Origin of the sequence: Lysobacter sp. ESA13C, from assembly GCF_019970005.1 — a bacterium.
GTDB classification, from domain to species: Bacteria; Pseudomonadota; Gammaproteobacteria; order Xanthomonadales; family Xanthomonadaceae; genus Lysobacter; species Lysobacter antibioticus_B.
The window spans coordinates 30,863-51,301 of sequence record NZ_JAHXYK010000011.1 but is presented as its reverse complement, the minus strand read 5'-3'; the positions used below and the strand labels follow the sequence as shown (position 1 = coordinate 51,301).

The window sequence follows — 20,439 nt, the reverse complement described above, 5'->3', positions numbered from 1 at the left end:
CCTACAGAAGTCTCAACAGTGCAACGTGAGTTGAGGCATGGCGGTCGCGGCTCGCGCCGCTCCTACCCCGAAGCAAAGGCCGCAACGCAAACGGGGCGCATTGCGCCCCGTTTCGATCCCGCGATAACGCCACGCGGTCAGCCCTGGCGCAGCAACCGCATCACTTCGTAGCACGCGCCCATGGTGTGGTAATCGGTCTTGCCGGCTGGGCTCTTCTCGTCGCTGTACTTGCGGTTCTCGCGATCGAGGATGCGGTACCAGGCGCCGTAGCGGTGATCGACCATGTGCTGCCAGGCGTAAGCCCACAGCTTGTCGTACCACTGCCAGTACAGGTCGTCGCCGGTGCGCGCCGCGAGCAGCGCCGCGGTCGCCAGCGATTCGGCCTGGACCCAGAAATACTTGTCGTCGTCGCAGACCGAACCGTCCGGGGCGAAGCCGTAGAACAGGCCGCCGTGTTCGCTGTCCCAGGAACGCGCCACCGCGAGGTCGAACAGATGCCGTGCGGTCGGCAGCAGCCACGCCGGTGCCTCGCCACTCGGCGTCAGATGACGGTCGAGGATCAGCAACAGCTTGGCCCACTCGGTCTGGTGGCCGGGCTGGAAACCCCAGGGACGGAACAGGTGCTTGGGGTCGTCGCGGTGGTAATCCCAGTCGATGTTCCAGTCGCGGTCGTAGTGCTCCCACACCAGGCCTTCGGACTTCGCCGCCTGGCGCTGGGTCATGTTCTGCGCCAAGGTCAGCGCGCGGTCGAGGTAACGGCGCTGGCCGCTGGCCTCGTAGGCGGCCAGCATCGCCTCGCACATGTGCATGTTGGCGTTCTGGCCGCGGTAGTCGCTGAAGTTCCAGTCGGCGTCGGCTTCGTCGCGGTACAGGCCGTGCTGCGCCTCCCAGAAGCGCTGTTCCAGCAAGTCCCAGGTCTCGTCCATCCACGCCGCCGCCTCGTCGATGCCGGCCTTGAGCGCGGTCGAGTAGGCGAGCAGCACGAAGGCGCCGCCGTAGCAGTGGTTCATCCGGTCTTCGGGCTGGCCGTCGCGGAGGGTCCAGGCGTAGCCGCCGGTCTCGGCGTTGCGATGCTTTTCGCGCAGATAGCGCAGGCCGTGACGGGCGAGCTCGCGATAGTCCTCGCGCTCGAATTCGATCGCGGCCATCGCGTAGTTGAAGACGAAACGCGTGCTGCTGACCAGGTGCCGGTGCGAAGCGTCGTAGACCGAGCCGTCGTCGCGGAAATAGTGGAAGAAGCCGCCGTCCGGGTCGCGCGCGACCGGGTCGTAGAACGCCATCGTGTCGGCGATGTGCGCGCGCAAGGTGTCGGCCTTGCGGAAATCGGGAAGCGGGTGCAGCGGAAGATTCATGACTGTTCCTGCATCAGGCGTTCGACATCGGCCGCGCTCGGCATCGCCGCGAAGGCGCCATGTCGGGTGGTGGCGAGGGCGCCGGCGGCCGCGGCATAGCGCAGCGCGCCGATGAAGTCGGCCTCGCGTTCGAGGAAATCGGTGAAGCCGGCGGCGTTCACGCCCAGGGTCGACAGCCGGTGCAGCAAACCGCCGACGAAGGCGTCGCCGGCGCCGGTGGTGTCGGAGGGGGCGACGCGGAAAGTCGGCACTTCGCCCTGGCGCGTGCGCGTGTGCCAGCGGATCGGCGTGGCGCCGTCGGTGATCAGCACGCAGGTGGCGTAACCGTGCCACAAGCGTTGCAATGCGGCTTCTTCGCCGCCGAGGTGGCGGGCCAGGAATTCGAACTCGCTGCCGCACAGTTTGATCAGGTCGGCTTCGAGCAGCGCCGCCAGCAGGCGCGGCGCCGGGTCGAAGCCGGCCGGCCACAGCGACGGCCGCAGGTTCATGTCCATGCTGACCAAGGCGCCGGCCATGCGCGCGCGGCGCATCCCGGCCAGCGTGGTCGCAGCGATCGATTCCTCGGTCAGGCTGTTGGAGCAGACGTGGAACACGCCGGCCTCGGCGAAGCTGTCGCCGCTGAAGTCCGAGTCGCGGAACAGCAAGTCGGCGGCAGGCGGCCGGTAGAAGCTGAAGCTGCGTTCGCCGTCGCCGTCGAGCGAGACGAAAGCCAGCGCGGTCTTGGCCTCGGCGGTGCGCAGCAGGTGGCGGGTGTCGACGCCGTAGTCCTGCAACTGCGCGGCGATGAAGTCGCCGAACATGTCTTCGCCCAGCATGCCGACGAAGCGCGCGTTGCCGCCCAGCCGCGCCGCGGCCACGGCGACGTTGGCCGGCGCGCCGCCGGCGTATTCGACGAAGTGACGCGGCTCGCCGGCGACCGACGAGGGACGCGCGAGAAAATCGATCAGGGCCTCACCAAAGCAGACGATTGCGCCGTTGCGCGGTTCTGCGGATAGCACAACGGACATCAATGCATCACTCCCGAAGCCTGGGCGGTGACGTGCTGGCCCTGGCCGGCAAGCACGCGCGAACCGCGCCAGCCGTACCAGACGATGAAGGCGTAGCACACCACCGGAATTACGAACGAAGGTTGGATACCGATCCGGTCGGACAACACGCCCTGCAACCACGGAATGACCGCGCCGCCGACGATGCCCATGATCAGCAGGCTCGAAGCCTTGCTGGTCATCGGCCCGAGGCGCTCGATGGCGATGGTGAAGATGGTCGGGAACATGATCGAGTTGAACAGGCCGATCGACAGCACCGCCCACATCGCGACCGAACCCTTCGTGCTCATGGTCAGCGCCAGCAGCGCGATCGCGGCGACCGCGAACAGCGCCAGCAGGCGGCGCGCATCGAAGCGGCGCAGCAAGGCCGCGCCGATGAAGCGGCCGACCATCGCGCCGCCCCAGTAATAGGCGAGGTATTCGCTGGCCTGGGCGTGGTCGATGTTGCCGATTTCCGGTGCCGAGATGTAGTTGATCAGGAAGCTGCCGATCGAGACCTCGGCGCCGACGTAGACGAAGATCGCGACCACCCCAAAGAACAGATGCCGCTGGCCCAACACTTCGGCGAAGCTGTGGTGCACCGGGTCGGCGCTCTCGGTGGCTTCGGCCAGCGAGGGGATGCGCATCTGGTACACGAACACCGCGAGCAGCAGCAGACAGCCGGCGATGATCATGTACGGCATCTGCACCGAAGCCGCTTCATGCGCGCGATACGCGGCTTGTTCGGCGACCGACATCGCCGCGAGTTCGGCCGTGCCGAGCACCGCGGTCGACAGGATCAGCGGGCCGATCACGTACGGGAACAAGGTGGTGCCGAGCGAATTCAGCGCTTGCGCGAGATTGAGGCGGCTCGGCGCGCCGGCCGGGTCGCCGAGCAGGCTGATGTAGGGGTTCGCCGAGACCTGCAGCAGGGTGATGCCGCTGGCGAGCACGAACAACGCACCCAGGAACAAGGGATACGAGGGTATGCGCGCGGCCGGGAAGAACAGCGCCGCGCCGGCCGCCGCCACGATCAATCCGATCACGATGCTGTTCTTGTAGCCGACCTTCGCCACCACCTTGCTCGCCGGCAGCGACATCAGGAAGTAGGCGCCGAAGAAAGTCGACTGGATCAGCATCGACTGCGCGTAGTTCATCTGGAACACGGCTTTCAGATGCGGGATCAGCACATCGTTGAGGCTGGTCAGGCCGCCCCAGGTGAAGAAGATCGTGGTCACCACCGCGAGTGCGGCGGTGTAGGACATGTCGCGACGGGTCATGCGGACTCTCCGGGCGGCGGAACGAGCACCTCGCTGCTGCTGCGTGCCTGCAGCCGGACGGGGGCGACGGTATGGGCGGGCGGCATGTCGGGATCGCGCAGGCGCTTGAGGATCAGCTCCGCGGCCTGGCGGCCGCGTGCGCGCGGGTCGACCGCGATCGTGGTCAGGGTGGGCGAGGCGACCGAGGCTTCGGGAATATCGTCGAAGCCGATGACGGCGAAATCGCCGCCCGGGCGGCGCCCGCGTGCGACCAGGCCGGCCATCAGGCCGAGCGCGACCGCGTCGTTGTAGCAGACCGCCGCGGTCGGCGCCGGATCGCGCACGAACAGCGCACCGGTCTGCTGCGCCGCTTCCAGACGCGTCGGCGCGCATTCCACCAGCCACTGCGGCTCGGGATCGACGCCGGCCTCGGCCAAGGCTTCGCGATAGCCCTGGCGGCGTTGCCGGCACGAGCTCGAATCGCGATGGCCGCCGAAAAAGGCGATGCGGCGGTGGCCGCGTTCGAGCAGATGGCGCGTCGCCAGGCGCGCGCCGTGGGTGTTGTCGAGGGCGAGGAAATCCCAGTCGGTGGAATCCAGCTCGCGGTTGAACACCAGCACCGGCGTGCGTTCGCCGACCTGGGCGCGCACGCGCGCGCCGTCGCTGCCTTCGGCGGGCGACAGGATGATGCCGGCCGGGTCGTGCTCCATCAGCGAAGTCAGCACCGCCTGCTGGCGTTCGACCGATTCGTTGGTGCTGCCGAGCAGGGTGACGAAGCCGGCCGTGGCCAGCCATTCGTCGACGCCCGCGGCGAATTCGGCGAAGAAGGGGTTGGACAGGTCGTTGATGACCAGGGCCACGCCGGTCGAGACCTTGCGCCGCAGATTAGCCGCGCCGCGGTGGTAGACGTAGCCTTGGCGCTTGAGTTCGGCCTCGACCCGGGCGCGGGTGTCGGCATGGACCAGCGGGCTGCCGCGCAGGACCAGCGAGACCGTCGCACGCGACAGACCGCAGGCACGGGCGATGTCGGCCAGGGTGACCCGGCCGCGGGGAGCGGGCGCGTCGTTCATCGTTGACACCTCACAAGGGGTGGTCGGTCGGCAATCATGGCGTTCGGCGGCTTTTGGATCGTTCTAAATGCCGTCATCCTGCGGCCTCAGGCCCGTCCCTGCATTCTGCATTGCAGCATGAAGGGGCCTGGATCGCGTGTTAGCTTGCCCGCATTTAGAACGATCTAAAAGTGGCCGCCGGGATTTTTGCCGGTCCGGCCGTGTCCGGGCTCCTGTGCCCTATAGACGGAGTGCCCCGGATGACCCGGCCGACCCAGCCTCTCACCTCCCGCCGCGCCTGTCCCGCCCTGCGCTGGCTGGCCGCCGCCGCCCTGGCCGCCTGCGCCCTCGGCGCGAGTGCTGGTCCGGCTGACGAAGCCGGCCGCCGGGCCTACGAATCGGTCGACCCCTTCATCGGCACCGGCGGCGAGGGCCACACCTTCCCCGGCGCGGTGGTGCCCTTCGGCATGATCCAGCTCAGCCCGGATACCGAGATCCAGCCGCGCAAGCAGGCCTACGGCTGGGCTGCCGGTTACCGCTACAGCGACAGCAGCATCGTCGGCTTCTCCCACACTCACTTCTCCGGCACCGGCCATTCCGACCTCGGCGACGTGCTGCTGATGCCGATCGCCGGCGAGGTCAAGCTCGAACGCGGTGACTCTAAAGTGGCGCGCAGCGGCTACCGCTCGCGCTTCCGCCACGACGACGAAGTCGCGCAGCCGGGCTATTACGCGGTCACCCTCGACGACTACAAGATCCGCGCCGAACTCACCGCCACCGAGCGCGTCGGCGTGCATCGCTATCGCTTTCCGAAAGGGCAGCCCGCGCACGTGCTGGTCGACCTGCGCACCAGCCTGTACGACTACCCGGGCAAGATCCTGTGGTCGCGACTGCGCCTGCGCGCCGACGGCACCGTCACCGGCTACCGCGAAACCCGCGGCTGGGCGCCGGGCCGTCAGCTGTATTTCGCGATGCGCTTTTCGCGCGCCGTCAGCGGCCACGGCTTCCACGACACCGAAGCCGACGTCGCCTACAAAGGCTTCCCGCCGCCGGGCGAAAAAGACTCGACGAAACGCGCGCAGATCGAAGGCCGCCAGGTGGTCGGCAGCCTCGATTTCGCCGACGCCGACGGCAAAGACCTGGTCGTCAAAGTATCGATTTCGCCGGTCAGCGAAGACAGCGCCATCGCCAACCTCGACGCCGAAGTGCCCGGCTGGGATTTCGACGGCGTGCGCGCGCAGGCGCGCGCGACTTGGACCGAAGCGCTGTCGGCGATCGAGGCCGACGCGCCCGAGCCGGTGCGCAAGAGCTTCTACACCGCGCTGTATCACACGCTGATGGGGCCGAGTCTGTTCATGGACAGCGACGGCCGTTATCGCGGCCCCGACAACGCCGTGCACCAAGCCAAGGGCTTCCGCTACCACTCGACGTTCTCGCTGTGGGACACCTACCGCGCGCTGCATCCGCTGCTGACCCTGGTGCAACCGGAGCGACGCAACAACGACTTCGTCAATTCGCTGCTCGCCTCGCGCCGCCACAGCCCCTACGGCATCCTGCCGATCTGGTCCTTCCACGGTCAGGAAACCTGGTGCATGGTCGGCTACCACGCCGTGCCGGTGATCGCCGACGCCTACATGAAAGGCATCCGCGGTTACGACACCGGCGAAGCGCTCGACGCGATGGTCGCCAGCGCCAGCTACGGCCCCTACGACGGGATCGCCCAATACATGCAGCTCGGCTACGTGCCGATCGACGAAGAAGGCGAGGCCGCCTCGAAGACCCTCGAATACGCCTTCGACGACTGGACCATCGCGCGCATGGCCGGCGACATGGGCCGCCAGGACATCGCGGCGAAGTTCGAAAAACGCGCCGGCAACTGGAAGCACGCGTTCGACCCGAACAGCGGCTTCATGCGCGCACGCAAGCGCAACGGCGCCTTCCGCGAACCCTTCGACCCCACCGCCAGCGGCTACGGCACCGACTACACCGAAGGCAACGCCTGGCAGTACTCCTGGTACGTGCCGCAGGACGTCGCCGGCCTGATCGACGCCCACGGCGGCGACGCCAAGCTCGTCGCCAAACTCGACCAGGTCTTCGACGCCAAGGTCGACCCGAAAGTGTTCGAACACATGGAAGACATCACCGGCCTGATCGGCTGGTACGCCCACGGCAACGAACCCAGCCACCACGTCGCCTACCTCTACGGCTACGCCGGGCAACCCTGGCGCACCCAGGAGCGCCTCAAGCAGATCATGGCCAGCCAATACGCCCCGCGCCCCGACGGCCTGGCCGGCAACGACGACCTCGGCCAGATGTCGGCCTGGTACGTCTTCACCGCGCTCGGCTTCTACCCGGTGGCCCCGGCCAGCAACGAATACGCCATCGGCCGCCCCTTCCTGCCCAAGGCCACCCTCAACCTGCCCAACGGCAAACGCTTCACCGCCATCGCCGACGGCCTGGACGACGCCCACACCTACATCGGCGCCGCCACCCTCAACGGCCAGCCGCTGGACCGCAGCTTCCTGCGCCACGAAGAGATCATGGCCGGTGGGGAACTGCGGTTTACGATGCAGGGAGAGCCGAATAAGGCTTGGGCCAGCGATCCGGAGCAGCGGCCGTATTCGATGAGTGTTGGGCGCTGAGGGGCGGTGGTCGCCTATCCCTTTACCTCTGCGCCGATGAGCGCCTTTGGTGAGGCGCTTCGACTGGTGAGGCGCCTCGATTGCGCCTCGATACGGTCCATCGATTGGCAGGAATCGACGAAGCAGACCACACCGCTGCTGCGCGCCGTCTCTGCGTCGAGGGGCATGGGCTCCCCGTGCGACGGCGCTGGCACATAGCCGCGCCGCTTACGCCCGCCCCGCCCAACCATTAGAATCCCTGCTCGCGCGGGCCTATAGCTCAACGGTTAGAGCAGAGGACTCATAATCCTTTGGTTCCAGGTTCGAATCCTGGTGGGCCCACCACTGCTTCTCCAATCGCGTTTATCTCCCGCACCGCGGGTCGAGAAACACCCTCATTTTAGTGGGTTTCAGCGTAAGCCGTGGTTCCGGAGAACCGGCGAAAAACGCGGTTTGGCGAAAAATTCGCCAGTCAGTCCTCTGTCTTCTCCCTACCTGTGGTCTCGGAACCGAAGGTCTGAAAATTCGGGCCTTACGAATCAATAGCTTAGCCGTGGACTATTTGCGAGTTTTTCGGCGATCAACACTGCAATCGAAACACAAAACCGCTCTCCGAAACCAGAGATGGCAACTAGAGCTGCGCATGCAGTTCCTGCAAATGTGATCGATCTTCACCAGAGCACATAGTCTTCGGTGAGACACCCGGCTTTCCAAGCGGGGCTAGGTGCGATTTAGATATGCCCGAGGCTCCCAGGTCCAAACTAGTCTCTTCACGGATGGGAACGCGCAGGCATCACGGTCGCCTTTTAGCCCCACCTCAAAGGTTATCCTGGCCACTGAAAGATGCCGGGCCAACATTCGCGCCGCTTCGCCGCTGTCCTTGGCGACCATGGATCAACGATCTTTGCCTTTCTTTCCTCGGCATTCGATGGGAAAGCCGCTGCCGCTCATCGAATCTACGACAATCCATCGTCCATCCCCCTGCGAAGCAAGATGGAACGCTCCGCACAAGTAAACTTTCGGCGGGGGCTTTGATTCGACCTGTGAACGCAGCGCCATTTCATAGAAACGCGGATAGGTTGAGCGCATCAACTTGTCAGTCGGTTCAAGCGGAATCCCGATTTTTGTAGAAGAGCAGTTGATTATCTCCATCCCGTGAGGGTTCGCGCGAAGGCACGCGGCTATCGCGATATCCTTCCCATTCAATAAGCGTCCATCACGTGTCAGGGTGTCGAAATCAGCTTGCGCAGATACCTCGTTAGCATCGTAATCGCACGAGCTAAGGCATATCACGCCTGCGGCAAAAATGCCTGATAGTCCTAATCTTGTTTTGGTCTTCATGGTCCGCATCCATAACGGCACGTTTCGCGTACCGAACTGGCAGCTTGATCCTCGATTTTTCCCATGTCGAAGCCTCCTTTTCGAGTCCAAAAATCTTGTGGGTGGTCGAACCTAAGACCCTGAGCCAGAACGGCCTCAGAGATGCTTGCACGACGTTCGTCATCTGTATGGAAACTTCTGCTACCAAGCTCGTAGGTACCCGCCGCACGACTCAGTTGCTCCCACCGCCCATGCCAGCCCTCATGGGTAGTCGTTGCCGCAACCATGAAGTCTTGTCCCCTTTGGCCCAAATTTGAGGCTGATTTATTGAGGACTGAAAAGTTAACTTTAAGAATGCCGCCTTTGGCAAGGCCAGTCCACGAGCCTGCATATTTGTTCGTGTCCTTAACTATTACCCCGTTCCCATCACCTCGAGTGCGCTGCCAGATTGTCGTGCCGTCGTGCCGTCGGGCCGCGCGGAAGTGCAGGTGCCGCCGATTCGGCAGATCGCGGGAAACAAGCCCGCCGAGTGGCGGGCTTGTTGCGTGATGGGATCGACTTAATTGCGGCCCCTTTGTTTCCCTACAAGCCGAGGTTACTTTCTTGGGTTATGATTCGATCAACGCGACCATTTTGATCGAACACGACGATTATTCTCGTAATTTTCGTGATCGCATCCACTGGCGGCTCGAAAACGAAAAAAGTGAGGGTAGGCGATTCGAGCGCCTCCTCTTGAATAATTTCAGTCGGGAATGTCGAGGTGTCGGCCAGCGGAGGTCTGAACTCGAACTTTATGCCGCGGCCTTTCAGTAGAAGTTCGACGTTGGCACGAGTTTCTCCGACTCTAATTCCTTCAGTCGCAGCCTCGGCAGGTCCATGCCTCTGGCAAGAGGCCGAGTAGATACTGAAAAATGCCAACAGCAATCCATTGATAGCGCGTTTCACTGATTAGGCCCCTTTGGTTCGAACGGCACTCCAGTTGTAAGGTTGTTTCCCAAGGCGTTGTTGTTAGGGTCAGGCGTGGCAACAGGTCTAGTTCCAGTAAGACCTTGCGCAGCATCAAATGCAAATGAATTTGAGTTTACGCCGCGCGCATTGTAGTTAACGCCCGCAGCATTCACGGCATTACTATCGCAACGACCCCGCTCAGCCCGATCACCGCGGCGATGCGCTAGCCAATCCCGAGCCGTATTCGGACTGAAAGACGACGACGCATCGCCGCTGCGGTGGAGGCTGGCTGGTACCGAAGCTCAACGCCCCTGGAACAATTATGGCGGCGGCTACACCGCCGCCGGGTACCGGAAAGATGGCGGCCGCGTGTCACTGCGGGGACTGATCAAGGCGTGCTGGCGGCACGGCCCCACTCGTGCCGCCTGCGGGCTTTCGGCCCGCCAGCCGCCACCTCTATCCACCGATCTGCGATCACGACACGAGTCTTTCGCTCGCGGCGCCTCAGCGCGCGGACTGGTTCAACTGCCTCAGTTGCGTTGAAGCATCAGCGCCGATCTGGCGACTGTGCGCACGAAACTTCTCATTCATCGGCTACTGATGCTTTTGTGAGTCAAGTCGCATTGACGCGAAATAGAAGCCGAATTCTGTGAGACCTATCAAGCATCGATCAAAGAACTTGGCCGCAGCTTCCGCCTGACAGCGTAGTAGCTGGCGATGCGCTAAGACGCAGATGCTTGAATCCAAGACGACGGCACTTCCGTCGAATCACGATCCACAAACTGCTCGACGACACTGTTGCGGTAAGCAATGCCATGCGCATCGGTCCCGTGGAGCCAGCGGCATGACCGCCGGTGAAGGCGGCAGCGGCGCCTCATCCAATCCTGGAAGCCAAACAAGATAAGGAGATTCCATTATGGCAGGCATCAAATGGTCGGACCCCCAATCCCTGGAGTACATCCCCGACGGCAAGCTGGTGACGTTCACGGCGATGCATCAGGCCGAATACACGCAGTACGTCCAGGTCGTCGACTCCGGCGGTAACCCCATCAGTTTCTATTGCCTGGATGGCACTCAGGAGACCTTCCCGATCTCGGGTAGCGGCGTCAACGTCGGCTTCCTCCAGAACGGAGCCGGCAGGTTCACCATGGCGCACGGGATGCAGGTCCAGTTCGGCAGCAGCGGGCCGTACGTTCCGAAGGTCTCGGCGGGCAATCCAGTCGTGTTCTTCATCAACAAAACACTCGGCGGGGGCAATTTATACGTGACGGAAGACGGTACCGATAACGATTACAACGATACCAACTTCGTGATCCAGTGGTACCAGTACGTGGGCTGATCCGCCTTCGCCCCCGTTCCCGACTGAGGTGAGGGCGGCACGATAACTCATGAATTCCCATGGCTGCCGCGATGGATCGCATGGATTCACCACGGGGCGCAACAATGACGGAGTGCAGCAATGAAGACCCGTATCATTATCTTCGGTGCGCTCGCCGGTACGCTGGCGATGACCGCATCATGTACGAAAACCGAGCCCACTGTCGCCGCTTCATCGATCTCCAAGGATCAAGAAACATCGTTTCCGGGCGGCGCACCGATCACGGCGGCTGACCTGACCGCGACTCCGGCGGCTCTGCCCGTCGCCCCGCCGGCGTACAACTACGACCCCTACAAGCCCAACATCACTCACGAGGAATACGCCCGCTTTGCCTGGCGGCAGTTCATCCACTTCAATTCCCCCGCGCAGAAAAACGGCGTCGATGCCGCCGGCAAGTCTCCGGTAGTGCGGGGGAGCATCGATCCGAGACGCAACTTCGCCGCCTCCGGCGCCAGCGACTTCCATCAAAGCGGCAGAACCGCCCGTTCCAACTTCAGCAGCAATCAGCTGCTCTGGGAAACCTTTGCTCACCGGTCCGAGCTGTTCCCCGTGGGATCGGCCCCCAGAGGGAACCTAGCTGCTTTGGATCCTGAGTACGCCTTCCAAAATGTCAATGTCGCCTCAACCGACGCCCGATTCAACAATCTCGACGAAAATACCCAGATCGGCCAGAACCAGATCTTCTTTCCGAAGAGCGGCAGCACGCCGTCGGCCAATCCCCAGGACGATCACATCATATTGTTTCAGGCCAGGGTGAACCCAGTTGAATATGATTATGTAAAGTCCATCTACAACGCCGAGAAGCCCCCGACTGCACTGGAATTGCCTCCCAACGGGACGAACCCGGGAGAATCCGTGGAGGTCAAGTCGGCATGGCGGGAAATGACTCCCGAGTTGATCGCGTCCGGCCGCTATCACACGGCCGAGGCCCTGTACTACTACAACGAGAATGGTCAGATCCAGGCTCGGGTGGCCACCTTCGGTCTGGTCGGCGTGCACATCCTGCGCAAGATGGAGAACTACCCGACGTTCGTCTACACCACCTTCGAACAGGTGGACAGCCTGACCACGCCAGACAGCAAAGACACCGGGTTGTATCTCGTCAACCTCTATGACCAACTGCAATACGATGCATCGGTACCGCCAGGGACGAGGCCGTCGGCCATCCTCAATACCGGATCCAACCGGACCCTGGTCCCGCTGCCCTTGGCGGGCGCGATAGACAGTGCCCACGGCTACGATGTCATTCCCGGCAAATTCACCGTGCCTAAGGGGTTTTCGGGGCCGATCAAGGTCCAGAATCCACCGGTAGGAACAAGCGCTGTCTATAACGTCAACACCGAAGTCCAGAAAGCCATGGCCAGCACGCCCGAGTTCAAGAATTCGGTGTGGCAGTATTATCGTCTCGTGGGGCTGCAGGTGTTGCCCACGAACGAAGACAGCTCCATCACGCCGGCTAAGCCTAATCCGCTTACCCAGGACTATTACCTGGCGAATATCGTGATCGAGAGCAGCCAGCCTGGCATCCAGCTGTTCAAGGGCGGAGTCAAGGATCCCCACCCCGACCAGCAGGACTTCACCCTGCTTGCCAAGCGCGGGCTGCCAAGTATCCTGGGCGTGAAGGCGAAGGGGTTGCGTCCGAATACTCCGACCGACCAGCTGGTGATGGGTGGATGCATGGGGTGCCACGGCAACGCCCAATACCCCAGGGACAAAGTTTCCGGCAAGGGGCCGAGTATCTTCAGCTTCCTGATCGACGGGAACACCATGAGCGGAAAAGGCTTCAGTGCCGACGTGCGGAACGAATCGGCTGCGGAGTTGAGCGCGAAACGTCTGGAGTATCTGTCCTATTAGGTAAGGCGCGGGCCCGGAAGCGTTCGCGCTTCCGGGCGATGCGTGACGGTCGCGTGGCGCCTAGAGCCTGGGGCCAAGCTGCGGAAAGTCGGGGTGGCGGCACGCGGGACTATTGCAGCGCCTAAGGGCGGGTTTAACCGTGCATTCAAGCCGAAGCCGCTTCGCTTCGCGGCGTAGCGCTGCTTAGGCATAAGCACTCAGGGGGGCTCGCCAATATGAAAAACTTTGTCGTATCAATGGTCGTGACGACATCGCTCTTGATGGCCTGCTCCGGTGACGATCCAAATCCGTCGCCAAGTAAGCTGGATCCTCCGGCTGCAGATGCAAAATCGCAACCTGAACTGCCGGCAGTAAGCGTTGGCTGGGTGCCAAGCGAGGCTTGCTCGTTCTTGGATCCGGCGTTGGTTACGCGCGGGTATAAGCATGACTTCGAGGATGAGTATCACTGTTCCTCGTCATACCAAGAGCTTGGTGCGACGGCACGTGGACTGCCTAACAATCTGGCGTATTACGTAACAGGCACATCATCGATCGCTGACACAGTAAAGCTCGTCCTTAATTACAATCAGCCGACCGACGCACGCGCTGCTACGGATCAGCTTGTTGCCGAATCAAAGACTCTGGCTATCAAAGCCACAGGCAATGAGATCCCGGAAAATACTCTTGTTGCCATCGCAGCGGGACGCTCAGCAGTTGAGACGTCGGGACAGTTCAAGCACGAGGTTAAGCGAGACGACTGGCCGACCGGACGTGGCTACGAGATACATTACGTTGTCACCAAAGTCGAACGTCGATAGCCGAAGCCCGCTTCGCGGTCGGCCTCCTACGATCCAGCCAGAAGGCGCAATTCGTCCACCGAATCGAAGAGGTGCTGTGCGCCCGCCGCGCGTAGCGCGCTCGCGTGCGCATAGCCCCAGCCGACTGCTCCGAAGGCTACGCCCGCGCGGAGCGCCGCTTCGCCGTCGCTGACATGGTCGCCGACATAGATCGCCTGCGATGCGTCGACTCGAGCCTGTTTCAACATCCGTGCGATGCGCCGGTGCTTGCCGAGCATATGGACCCCGCCGTCGACCAGTTCGAGGGTGTCCATCAATTCCGAACCGAGCGCACGCCGCACGTTGTCGGTGGAGTTGGACGTCAGGATCGCCAAACGCACGTTGCCGTCGCGCAGATGGTGCAGCATGTCCGGGATGCCCGGAAACAGCGGCATCGGCGGCGCATCGCGCATGGTGCGCACGAAGTCGGCCGCCACGATCGGCAGCTTCCACTTGGGGAACCCGATCTCCTGGAGCAACTCACGCGTGCCCAGCCTTCGCATCTCGTCGACGCGATCCTCGGCGATGGCGTTGAAGCCGTGGCGCTGCGCCAGCGCGTGCTGAGCTTTCACGAAGAAGGTGAACGAGTCGGCGAGCGTGCCGTCGAAATCGAAGATGACCAGTGAGTAGCGCATGGCCGCGGCAAGTGGAGGCGAAGGCGCATCTTGCCGGCAATTGCGACCGCGGTCATGACCCCGCTCAGCCTTCTGCCGGAATCGCTCACTGGCCCCCGGTTTACGTGCCTGGCCGGACTGCCCTTTCCGAGTATTCCGGGCGCAAGTCCCGGCGGGCGGGAACCCCGACCGGTCGCCCACCGCCATGGCTCCGAGCGCTTCCAGCGACGCTTGGCCGCAAGGACCATCGAGCACCGTTGTCCCAGTAACCAGGGGAGGGAGCGCCATGGCTGGTAAACCGCATTTCGAGGTTTATCGGGAAGGCATGAAAGCCGGTGGGCAGCGCTCGTTGTCCAATGCGTTCTTGGCGGGATCTCCGACCGATGGACAGTGGCATTGGCGACTGGTCGGTGGAAATGGGGAGCCGATGGCCTATGGCGAGTCCTACCCAGACAAGGACTCGATGCTGCGGACCATTACCCTCATTGCGAACTTGGGAGGCGCTGAGATATTGGAAGTCAACGGCTAAGGAATTAGCAGCCCTTGTTCCTTCTGTGCGCTCGGCCAGTCTAAGGACGGAACCATTCATGAGGATTCACGTCAGCTATCACCCGTTTGCGCCGGCCGACGCGCACAGCTTTTGCTTCGACGATATGGGCCGCGATGCATGCATCGAGCGCTTGACCCAGCAGCTAGGGCTGGAGCCGGACGCCTCGGTCACGCTGAAAGCCGTCCTGTCGCACGGCGGTTGCGTTCGCCCCGAGGGGATGAGCCTTCGCCAAACGCATGCATACAACATGGCGAAGGTGTCGGACTTGCTATGCAACTGCTGGTATACGAGTAACTACCGCTTTTCCGCGTTGCTGGAGTTTCCCGATTTCGGCCGGTACGTGACCGATTGGCGGTACCTCATGCCTGAGGGGAGTGTTCGCGAGCCTTCTGCCCATGAGAGGTTCGTGCCCCGCAACGACGTTGTTTTTCTAAGCTGCGAAGGGCTGAAGCGGTTGCGTGCCGATTACGCCGAACATGGGGCCGTGCGCTCGCAGTTGCATCGTGCGTTTCCACGCGGCTGGCTGCCGATTTTCTGGGCGGCGGCGGACTACGCCGTCGCTCGCGATCGTGGGCTGATTGAAGCGATAGACCTTGTACGCCCTGATGCCATCGCGCCGTCGTCGCTTATGGCGTAGTGAGAAATGGTGAGCGTCCGACGTTATGAGGATGGGTGCACAGAAGTGTCCAGCGTCCTGTCCTATAGCGTTGCCACACGTACCGCATCCGCAGCGCGGACCTGGCAGGGAAGGGGGATAGAGGGGGTTTGTAAAACGATCAGCGCAGCTGCTGCAAGCGGCTCGAACGGTTGCACTCGTTTCCCGGGGCTCCAGAAGTCGTCTCTCGCCGTGGCTACAGCGGCCGAGCGTTAAGTCCGCATGCCGAGCCCTCGGCGCGCCGGGGCCGTGCTTGAGTCGCCCTGAGATAGGCTAGGAGATTGCGCAATGATAGGCACATTGCTTGACTTGACGGCCGATGTGGCCCGTTGGCTGCATGTACTCGCTGCGTTCGGTTGGTTGGGTGCCGGCCTTTGGATAAGGCGCCTGACGCTGCGGGCCAAACCGCTCCTGGATCAGCGCTCCGAGCTGGAGGTCTGGGACACGCACAGCCTGTCGTTCTGGCGGACCTCAAAAGTCGCTGCACCGACTGCGGAAGAGTTGGACGGCCTGGTTTGGTCGTTCAATCAGATTCGCTGGCTGGTCGGCTCTGGCATCGTGTTGTTTTGCCTAATCTACTATCGGCAACCCCTGGCGTATTTGGTCGACCCGAGCATCGCTCCGCTATCGGCTCGGGAAGCGATTGTGGCCTCGCTGCTTGGCCTGGTAGGCGCGCCTGCGATCAACGAGCTCGTCAATCGCATACCGCTGCATTTCAAAACTCTATACATGACCGCGACCATCGCCCATGTCCTCGGTTGGGTGGGGCTGTACGCGAACCTGTTCTCCCAGCACGGCGCCATGATCCAGATCGGCGCCATGCTGGGTGTAGTGATCGCGTCCAATGTTATCTGGTGGCTCTATCCCAGGATGCGTAAGGCGTATAACGCGGTGCTGAAGAGCGAGCAGCCGGATCCCATCGACAGGCTGTACTGGGATCGGCGGGGCCGCCATGCGTACATCACTTTAGCGATCGTCTTCCTGATGCTTTCCAGCCACATGGGAAGTCTCGTCCGGGCTAACGGCCACCCTTTCCTTACCATCACCGCCGTACTCGCTTTGAGCGTGGTGGCCCGATGGGTCCTCGACGCCACCCACCAGAACGGCGGGGTCACGCCGATAGAACCCCGCTGGATCGCTGCGACAGCAGTCCTGGCGCTCGGCCTGGGGATAACCTGGATGGCTTTGCCGCGGATTCCAGCCAAACAGGTCGGCACTCCCGCCAGTACCCAGGTCTCGGCAAGCATCGCTACGCACCCGGCCATGCACCGGCCTGAGCACCCGATAGCGAGTTCGATCGCGAGCTCCGCCGCCATGAGCGCCGTCCCATTGCGCGCCGATGCGATCGTTCAACGGCGCTGCGCGGTTTGCCACGCCGCGCAACCCAGCTACCCAGGCATGGCTTCGCCTCCGCGCGGAATCGTCTTCACGTCCGAAACCCTGCCGCTGTATGCAGGCCTCATCGCCGCTGTAGTGCAGAGCGAACGCATGCCGCCCGGCAACGCCACGGACATGCAGCCGGACGAGCGCAAGGCCGTGACTCAATGGGCGAGCGAGCATGCACGCTGAGCTGCTCCCCTATTGGTACCCGATAGCGCGCAGCGAAGACGTGCGCGAAGGTCCCGTCAGCGTATCTCTGTTGGAAACCGATCTCGTGCTGTATCGGTCCGGCCAAGACATCGTGGTGGCCGCCGATCGTTGCCCGCACCGCGGCATGCGGCTCAGCTTGGGACAGCATCGAGAGGGTGCCTTGATATGCCCCTATCACGGTTTGGCATTCGGGCAGCAGGGGCGCTGCGTCCATATACCGGCGCATCCGCACCTCACGCCATCGCAGCAGTTCCGGCTCTCCACATATCCTGCGGTGGAGCGCTATGGATTGGTCTGGACCTGTCTTGGCACTTCGCCTTCGCCGTTTCCGGAGCTGAGCTCCGATTGGGCCGATCCCGCATTTCGCAAGGTGACGCCCGATCCCGTACCGATCGCCGCCAGTGCGGGGCGACAGGTAGAGGGCTTCATAGACGTGGCGCATTTCGCACACGTGCACACCACGACGTTTGCCGATCCCGCCAACACCGCGGTGCCTGCCTACGCGGTCCAGGTCGACGAAGATGGGTTGCGTTTCGATTACTGCAGCACGGTCTCGAACTACGCCGTCGGCAGTGGGATGACTGCGGAGGGCTTCGTGTGGCGTCGAAGCTTCGATGTTCGCCTTCCATACCTGGCTCACCTGACCGTGCATTTCCCAAACGGGCGCCTGAATATTTTGAACGGCGCCAGCCCGGTGGCGAGCGATCGTAGCGTGCTGTTCTCGCCGGTGTGTTTCGATTTCGAGATCGGCACCGACGAAGCGGTCAAGGATTTCAACGCCCGCATCTTCGCCGAGGACCGTCTGATGGTCGAAAACCAGCAGCCGCGCCATCTTCCGTTGGACGCCGCCGAAGCCTCCTTCGCCGCGGACCTCGCATCGGTTTATTACAGGCGCCTGTTACGACAAATGGGGTTGTCCACCGCATGAGCAGCACCTCTCCACTTCGGTCGAATTCTTAGTGCCGACGGAAGTGGGGTGGCACCAACGCAGCAGGATAGAACGCCTGCCGGATTACCCGGAGGAGGCCATCACGATGGATGCTTTGATCGATTTCATGACCGACATCGTGCGCTGGCTGCATGTCATTGCCGCGATCGCCTGGATGGGCTTCGTGCTGTGGCTGCGCAGGCTGGTGATGAGGGCCCGTCCATTCGCCAGCCCGCCGGCGGATCTCGAGGTCTGGGACACGCATAGCCTCGGGTTCTGGAAAACGGAAAGAATCGCTCATCCCACAGCATCCGATCTCGAAGGACTTATCTTGTCTTTCAATCTGATCCGTTGGCTGTTCGCTACCGGCCTGGTTCTTTTCGCGCTGATCTATTACCGGCAACCCCAGATCTACCTGCTCGACCCCAGCGCCCCGTCGCTGTCGTCTCGCGCGGCAATCGCCCTTTCGTTGGTCGGATTCATTGTCGCTCCGCTGATCAATGAGGCGATCAATCGTATCTCCCTGCAGCGCAAGGCCCTCTATTACTTCGCATGCGCCGTTCATCTTCTGGCCTGGACCTCGCTCTACGCGAATTTGTTAGCGCAGCAGGGTGCGATGATTCAGATAGGGGCGATGCTTGGAATAACCGTATCGGTCAACATACTGGGTAATCTTTATCCGGCGACGCGTGAGGCGATGGCCGCGGCGATACGGGGCGAGCGAACCGATCCGGCCAAGAAGCAGTACTGGGATCGACGCAACCAGCATTCATTTCTGCTGCCCGCTATCGTCTTCCTGATGCTTTCCAGCCACATGGGCAGTGCCATAAAGGCCAATGGCCATGCGTTCTTGACCATCGTTACCGTACTGGTCCTCAGCCTGGCTTCGCGCCATGTGCTGGAGATAATCCATCGCAACGGTGGCACGTTGCCGACGCGACTTCGCTGGGTGGCTGCCTCCACCGCGGTCGTTCTGGCGATGGCAGTGGCGTGGTTGCTAAGCATCGAGCACAAGGCCGATCCCCAAGCCAGGATATACGCCCCTTCCGGCGTTGCCGAAGCCAGCACACCTTCCGCAAGGACGGTCCCGCGCAGATCCGCTTTATGAGCCCCCCGCGCGTATCGCGACGAGTGTGGTCTATCGGTCTGGTGTCCGGGATGGGCGGCATGCTGGTGATGCTGGACGCCACCCTCGCCGCACTCGCTCTTATCGCTGTCCAGGCGGATCTGAACGCACCTCTCGAAGACGCGCAGTGGGTCGTTTCCAGCTATCTGATATCCATGGCCGTTTCGCTGCCGACCTCGACATGGTTCGGCAACCGGTTCGGGCACGGCCGCATCTGGGGCGCCGCGCTGGCCGTCTTCATTGCGGCGTCGATAGGCTGTGCGTTTGCGGCCAGTCTCGAAACACTGATTGCCGCTCGTATCGCCCAAGGGCTGGCTGCCGGCATCTTGCTGCCGACCGGGCATGCCATCCTGATAGCAGGCGCTCAGCGCGACCAAATAGGCCGTGTCTTAGGCGTTGTCGGCACCTTGATCAGCCTGGCCGCTGCGATCGGGCCTGGCATAGGCGGTTGGTTGGTCGACGTCGCCTCGTGGCGCTGGCTGTTCTGGATCAACGTGCCGTTAGGAGCGATCGCCGCGGTGTGGGCGGCGAAGGTGATGCCGGGCGGCGTCGCCCAGCACGGCCTTAAACTTCCTCTAGGGCAGCTTTTCCTCATCGTGACCGGGCTGCCTTTGGCTCTGTACGGCGCGTCGGAGATCGCCTCCCGCTATCCATCCGGAAACGGTTGGCTGTCTATCGGCGGCGGCGCCCTGTTGCTGGCCCTCTTCATCGCGGTTGCCCGTACGAGCAAATCGTCGCTCCTGGCGCTCGAGCTGATGCGAAATCCCCAGTTCCGCGCGTCGTCGCTGCTGGCCGTGGGAAACAGCGCAAACCTGTTCGGAGGATTGCTGTTGTTCCCGCTGTACTTTCATGCCAAGGGGATGAGCCACTCGCAGATCGGCGTGATGTTGCTATTCATGGGGGCCGGAACGTCATGTGCGCTGTATCTCGCCGGCCACTTTGTGGATCGCTTCGGCCCCCGGCCGGTGGTCCTGGCCGGAGCCGCCATGCTGGCGGTGTCTGCGGCGCCCTTTGCCCTGGTATCCGTGCCGTCCGACATCGCTGCGGTGTTCATGTTCGTCCGCGGCATCGGGCTGGCCTGGACTACAAACCCGACCACCGCGGCCGCCTATGCCGCGGTGGACCGAAAAGACATCGGCGGTGCGGCCACGCTGGTCAACATCGTGCAACGCGTCAGCGGCGCGCTGGGCGCGGTAGCGGTAGTCGCAATTATCGGATGGCTGGACGGAGGCGGGGGGCATGGCGAAGTCCGTGCGATGGGACTCATGGTCGTCCTGCCTCTGCTGCAGGCCTGGTGGGGAACCTATCTGACCGGATATCGCGCCATGCGCGAACCGGGTTAACCCTTCCTCGCG

At 62.7% G+C, this 20,439-nt stretch carries 17 protein-coding genes and 1 tRNA gene; 11 read left to right on the top strand and 7 right to left on the bottom strand.

What is annotated here, in order from left to right:
* Positions 1-137: 137 nt before the first annotated feature.
* The 4 genes from LC490_RS19575 to LC490_RS19560 are packed head-to-tail and all read right to left on the bottom strand — an operon-like array spanning position 138 to position 4,706.
* Positions 138-1,352 (bottom strand): AGE family epimerase/isomerase, encoded by a 1,215-nt coding sequence (locus LC490_RS19575; RefSeq protein WP_031372149.1) that lies wholly within the window; start codon positions 1,350-1,352, stop codon positions 138-140.
* Positions 1,349-2,359, bottom strand: a complete 1,011-nt coding sequence (locus LC490_RS19570) for a carbohydrate kinase (protein WP_051885011.1) — start codon at positions 2,357-2,359, stop codon at positions 1,349-1,351. The genes LC490_RS19575 and LC490_RS19570 overlap by 4 nt, the downstream gene beginning before the upstream one ends.
* Positions 2,359-3,657, bottom strand: a complete 1,299-nt coding sequence (fucP, locus tag LC490_RS19565) for an L-fucose:H+ symporter permease (protein WP_031372151.1) — start codon at positions 3,655-3,657, stop codon at positions 2,359-2,361. Before fucP ends, LC490_RS19570 begins: the two co-directional genes overlap by 1 nt.
* The gene (locus LC490_RS19560; RefSeq protein ID WP_031372152.1) at positions 3,654-4,706 is read right to left on the bottom strand and encodes a LacI family DNA-binding transcriptional regulator; all 1,053 of its coding nucleotides are present in this window, start codon (positions 4,704-4,706) and stop codon (positions 3,654-3,656) included. Before LC490_RS19560 ends, fucP begins: the two co-directional genes overlap by 4 nt.
* 239 nt (positions 4,707-4,945) lie before the next feature.
* On the opposite strand from LC490_RS19560, the gene LC490_RS19555 reads away from it, so the two are divergent.
* Both LC490_RS19555 and LC490_RS19550 read left to right on the top strand, forming a co-directional pair.
* The gene (locus LC490_RS19555) at positions 4,946-7,327 is read left to right on the top strand and encodes a GH92 family glycosyl hydrolase (RefSeq protein ID WP_223621295.1); all 2,382 of its coding nucleotides are present in this window, start codon (positions 4,946-4,948) and stop codon (positions 7,325-7,327) included.
* Between the two features lie 248 nt (positions 7,328-7,575).
* Positions 7,576-7,651 (top strand) — tRNA-Ile (locus tag LC490_RS19550).
* A 549-nt stretch (positions 7,652-8,200) separates the two neighbouring features.
* Here the strand turns inward: LC490_RS19550 and LC490_RS19545 are convergent.
* Together LC490_RS19545 and LC490_RS19540 are read right to left on the bottom strand one after the other, a co-directional pair.
* Positions 8,201-8,647 (bottom strand): hypothetical protein, encoded by a 447-nt coding sequence (locus tag LC490_RS19545; protein WP_223621294.1) that lies wholly within the window; start codon positions 8,645-8,647, stop codon positions 8,201-8,203.
* A gap of 561 nt (positions 8,648-9,208) precedes the next feature.
* Positions 9,209-9,571, bottom strand: a complete 363-nt coding sequence (locus LC490_RS19540; RefSeq protein WP_223621293.1) for a hypothetical protein — start codon at positions 9,569-9,571, stop codon at positions 9,209-9,211.
* Between the two features lie 919 nt (positions 9,572-10,490).
* Between LC490_RS19540 and LC490_RS19535 the strand changes: the two genes are divergently transcribed.
* From LC490_RS19535 to LC490_RS19525, 3 genes are all read left to right on the top strand, one after another.
* Entirely contained in the window at positions 10,491-10,913 is a 423-nt protein-coding gene (locus LC490_RS19535; RefSeq protein ID WP_031370198.1) for a hypothetical protein, read from the top strand.
* A 120-nt stretch (positions 10,914-11,033) separates the two neighbouring features.
* Positions 11,034-12,806, top strand: coding sequence for a hypothetical protein (locus tag LC490_RS19530; protein WP_223621292.1), 1,773 nt, complete (start codon positions 11,034-11,036; stop codon positions 12,804-12,806).
* A 215-nt stretch (positions 12,807-13,021) separates the two neighbouring features.
* Positions 13,022-13,603 (top strand): hypothetical protein, encoded by a 582-nt coding sequence (locus tag LC490_RS19525; RefSeq protein ID WP_223621291.1) that lies wholly within the window; start codon positions 13,022-13,024, stop codon positions 13,601-13,603.
* A 26-nt stretch (positions 13,604-13,629) separates the two neighbouring features.
* Here the strand turns inward: LC490_RS19525 and LC490_RS19520 are convergent, their stop codons facing one another.
* Positions 13,630-14,256, bottom strand: a complete 627-nt coding sequence (locus LC490_RS19520) for an HAD-IA family hydrolase (protein WP_223621290.1) — start codon at positions 14,254-14,256, stop codon at positions 13,630-13,632.
* Positions 14,257-14,521: 265 nt separating this feature from the next.
* On the opposite strand from LC490_RS19520, the gene LC490_RS19515 reads away from it, so the two are divergent.
* The 6 genes from LC490_RS19515 to LC490_RS19490 all read left to right on the top strand — a co-directional run bounded on the left by LC490_RS19515 (position 14,522) and on the right by LC490_RS19490 (position 20,427).
* Positions 14,522-14,764: a YegP family protein gene (locus LC490_RS19515; protein ID WP_081930524.1), complete on the top strand. Its 243-nt coding sequence runs from the start codon at positions 14,522-14,524 to the stop codon at positions 14,762-14,764.
* A gap of 58 nt (positions 14,765-14,822) precedes the next feature.
* Positions 14,823-15,422, top strand: coding sequence for a hypothetical protein (locus LC490_RS19510; RefSeq protein ID WP_223621289.1), 600 nt, complete (start codon positions 14,823-14,825; stop codon positions 15,420-15,422).
* 306 nt (positions 15,423-15,728) lie between these two features.
* Positions 15,729-17,009, top strand: coding sequence for a urate hydroxylase PuuD (locus tag LC490_RS19505; RefSeq protein ID WP_223621288.1), 1,281 nt, complete (start codon positions 15,729-15,731; stop codon positions 17,007-17,009).
* Positions 16,999-17,958, top strand: a complete 960-nt coding sequence (locus tag LC490_RS19500; protein WP_081930523.1) for an aromatic ring-hydroxylating dioxygenase subunit alpha — start codon at positions 16,999-17,001, stop codon at positions 17,956-17,958. Before LC490_RS19505 ends, LC490_RS19500 begins: the two co-directional genes overlap by 11 nt.
* Positions 17,959-18,064: 106 nt before the next feature.
* The gene (locus LC490_RS19495) at positions 18,065-19,066 is read left to right on the top strand and encodes a urate hydroxylase PuuD (RefSeq protein ID WP_223621287.1); all 1,002 of its coding nucleotides are present in this window, start codon (positions 18,065-18,067) and stop codon (positions 19,064-19,066) included.
* A gap of 59 nt (positions 19,067-19,125) precedes the next feature.
* Positions 19,126-20,427 (top strand): MFS transporter, encoded by a 1,302-nt coding sequence (locus LC490_RS19490; RefSeq protein ID WP_255611031.1) that lies wholly within the window; start codon positions 19,126-19,128, stop codon positions 20,425-20,427.
* Positions 20,428-20,439 lie beyond the last annotated feature (12 nt).

Excerpts from the sequence above, each read along its gene's own strand:
- LC490_RS19575 (WP_031372149.1), bottom strand. The coding sequence starts at position 1,352 with ATGAATCTTCCGCTGCACCCGCTTCCCGATTTCCGCAAGGCCGACACC.
- LC490_RS19570 (WP_051885011.1), bottom strand. The coding sequence starts at position 2,359 with ATGTCCGTTGTGCTATCCGCAGAACCGCGCAACGGCGCAATCGTCTGC.
- fucP (WP_031372151.1), bottom strand. The coding sequence starts at position 3,657 with ATGACCCGTCGCGACATGTCCTACACCGCCGCACTCGCGGTGGTGACC.
- LC490_RS19560 (WP_031372152.1), bottom strand. The coding sequence starts at position 4,706 with ATGAACGACGCGCCCGCTCCCCGCGGCCGGGTCACCCTGGCCGACATC.
- LC490_RS19555 (WP_223621295.1), top strand. The coding sequence starts at position 4,946 with ATGACCCGGCCGACCCAGCCTCTCACCTCCCGCCGCGCCTGTCCCGCC.
- LC490_RS19545 (WP_223621294.1), bottom strand. The coding sequence starts at position 8,647 with ATGAAGACCAAAACAAGATTAGGACTATCAGGCATTTTTGCCGCAGGC.
- LC490_RS19535 (WP_031370198.1), top strand. The coding sequence starts at position 10,491 with ATGGCAGGCATCAAATGGTCGGACCCCCAATCCCTGGAGTACATCCCC.
- LC490_RS19530 (WP_223621292.1), top strand. The coding sequence starts at position 11,034 with ATGAAGACCCGTATCATTATCTTCGGTGCGCTCGCCGGTACGCTGGCG.
- LC490_RS19525 (WP_223621291.1), top strand. The coding sequence starts at position 13,022 with ATGAAAAACTTTGTCGTATCAATGGTCGTGACGACATCGCTCTTGATG.
- LC490_RS19520 (WP_223621290.1), bottom strand. The coding sequence starts at position 14,256 with ATGCGCTACTCACTGGTCATCTTCGATTTCGACGGCACGCTCGCCGAC.
- LC490_RS19515 (WP_081930524.1), top strand. The coding sequence starts at position 14,522 with ATGGCTGGTAAACCGCATTTCGAGGTTTATCGGGAAGGCATGAAAGCC.
- LC490_RS19510 (WP_223621289.1), top strand. The coding sequence starts at position 14,823 with ATGAGGATTCACGTCAGCTATCACCCGTTTGCGCCGGCCGACGCGCAC.
- LC490_RS19505 (WP_223621288.1), top strand. The coding sequence starts at position 15,729 with ATGATAGGCACATTGCTTGACTTGACGGCCGATGTGGCCCGTTGGCTG.
- LC490_RS19500 (WP_081930523.1), top strand. The coding sequence starts at position 16,999 with ATGCACGCTGAGCTGCTCCCCTATTGGTACCCGATAGCGCGCAGCGAA.
- LC490_RS19495 (WP_223621287.1), top strand. The coding sequence starts at position 18,065 with ATGGATGCTTTGATCGATTTCATGACCGACATCGTGCGCTGGCTGCAT.
- LC490_RS19490 (WP_255611031.1), top strand. The coding sequence starts at position 19,126 with ATGCTGGTGATGCTGGACGCCACCCTCGCCGCACTCGCTCTTATCGCT.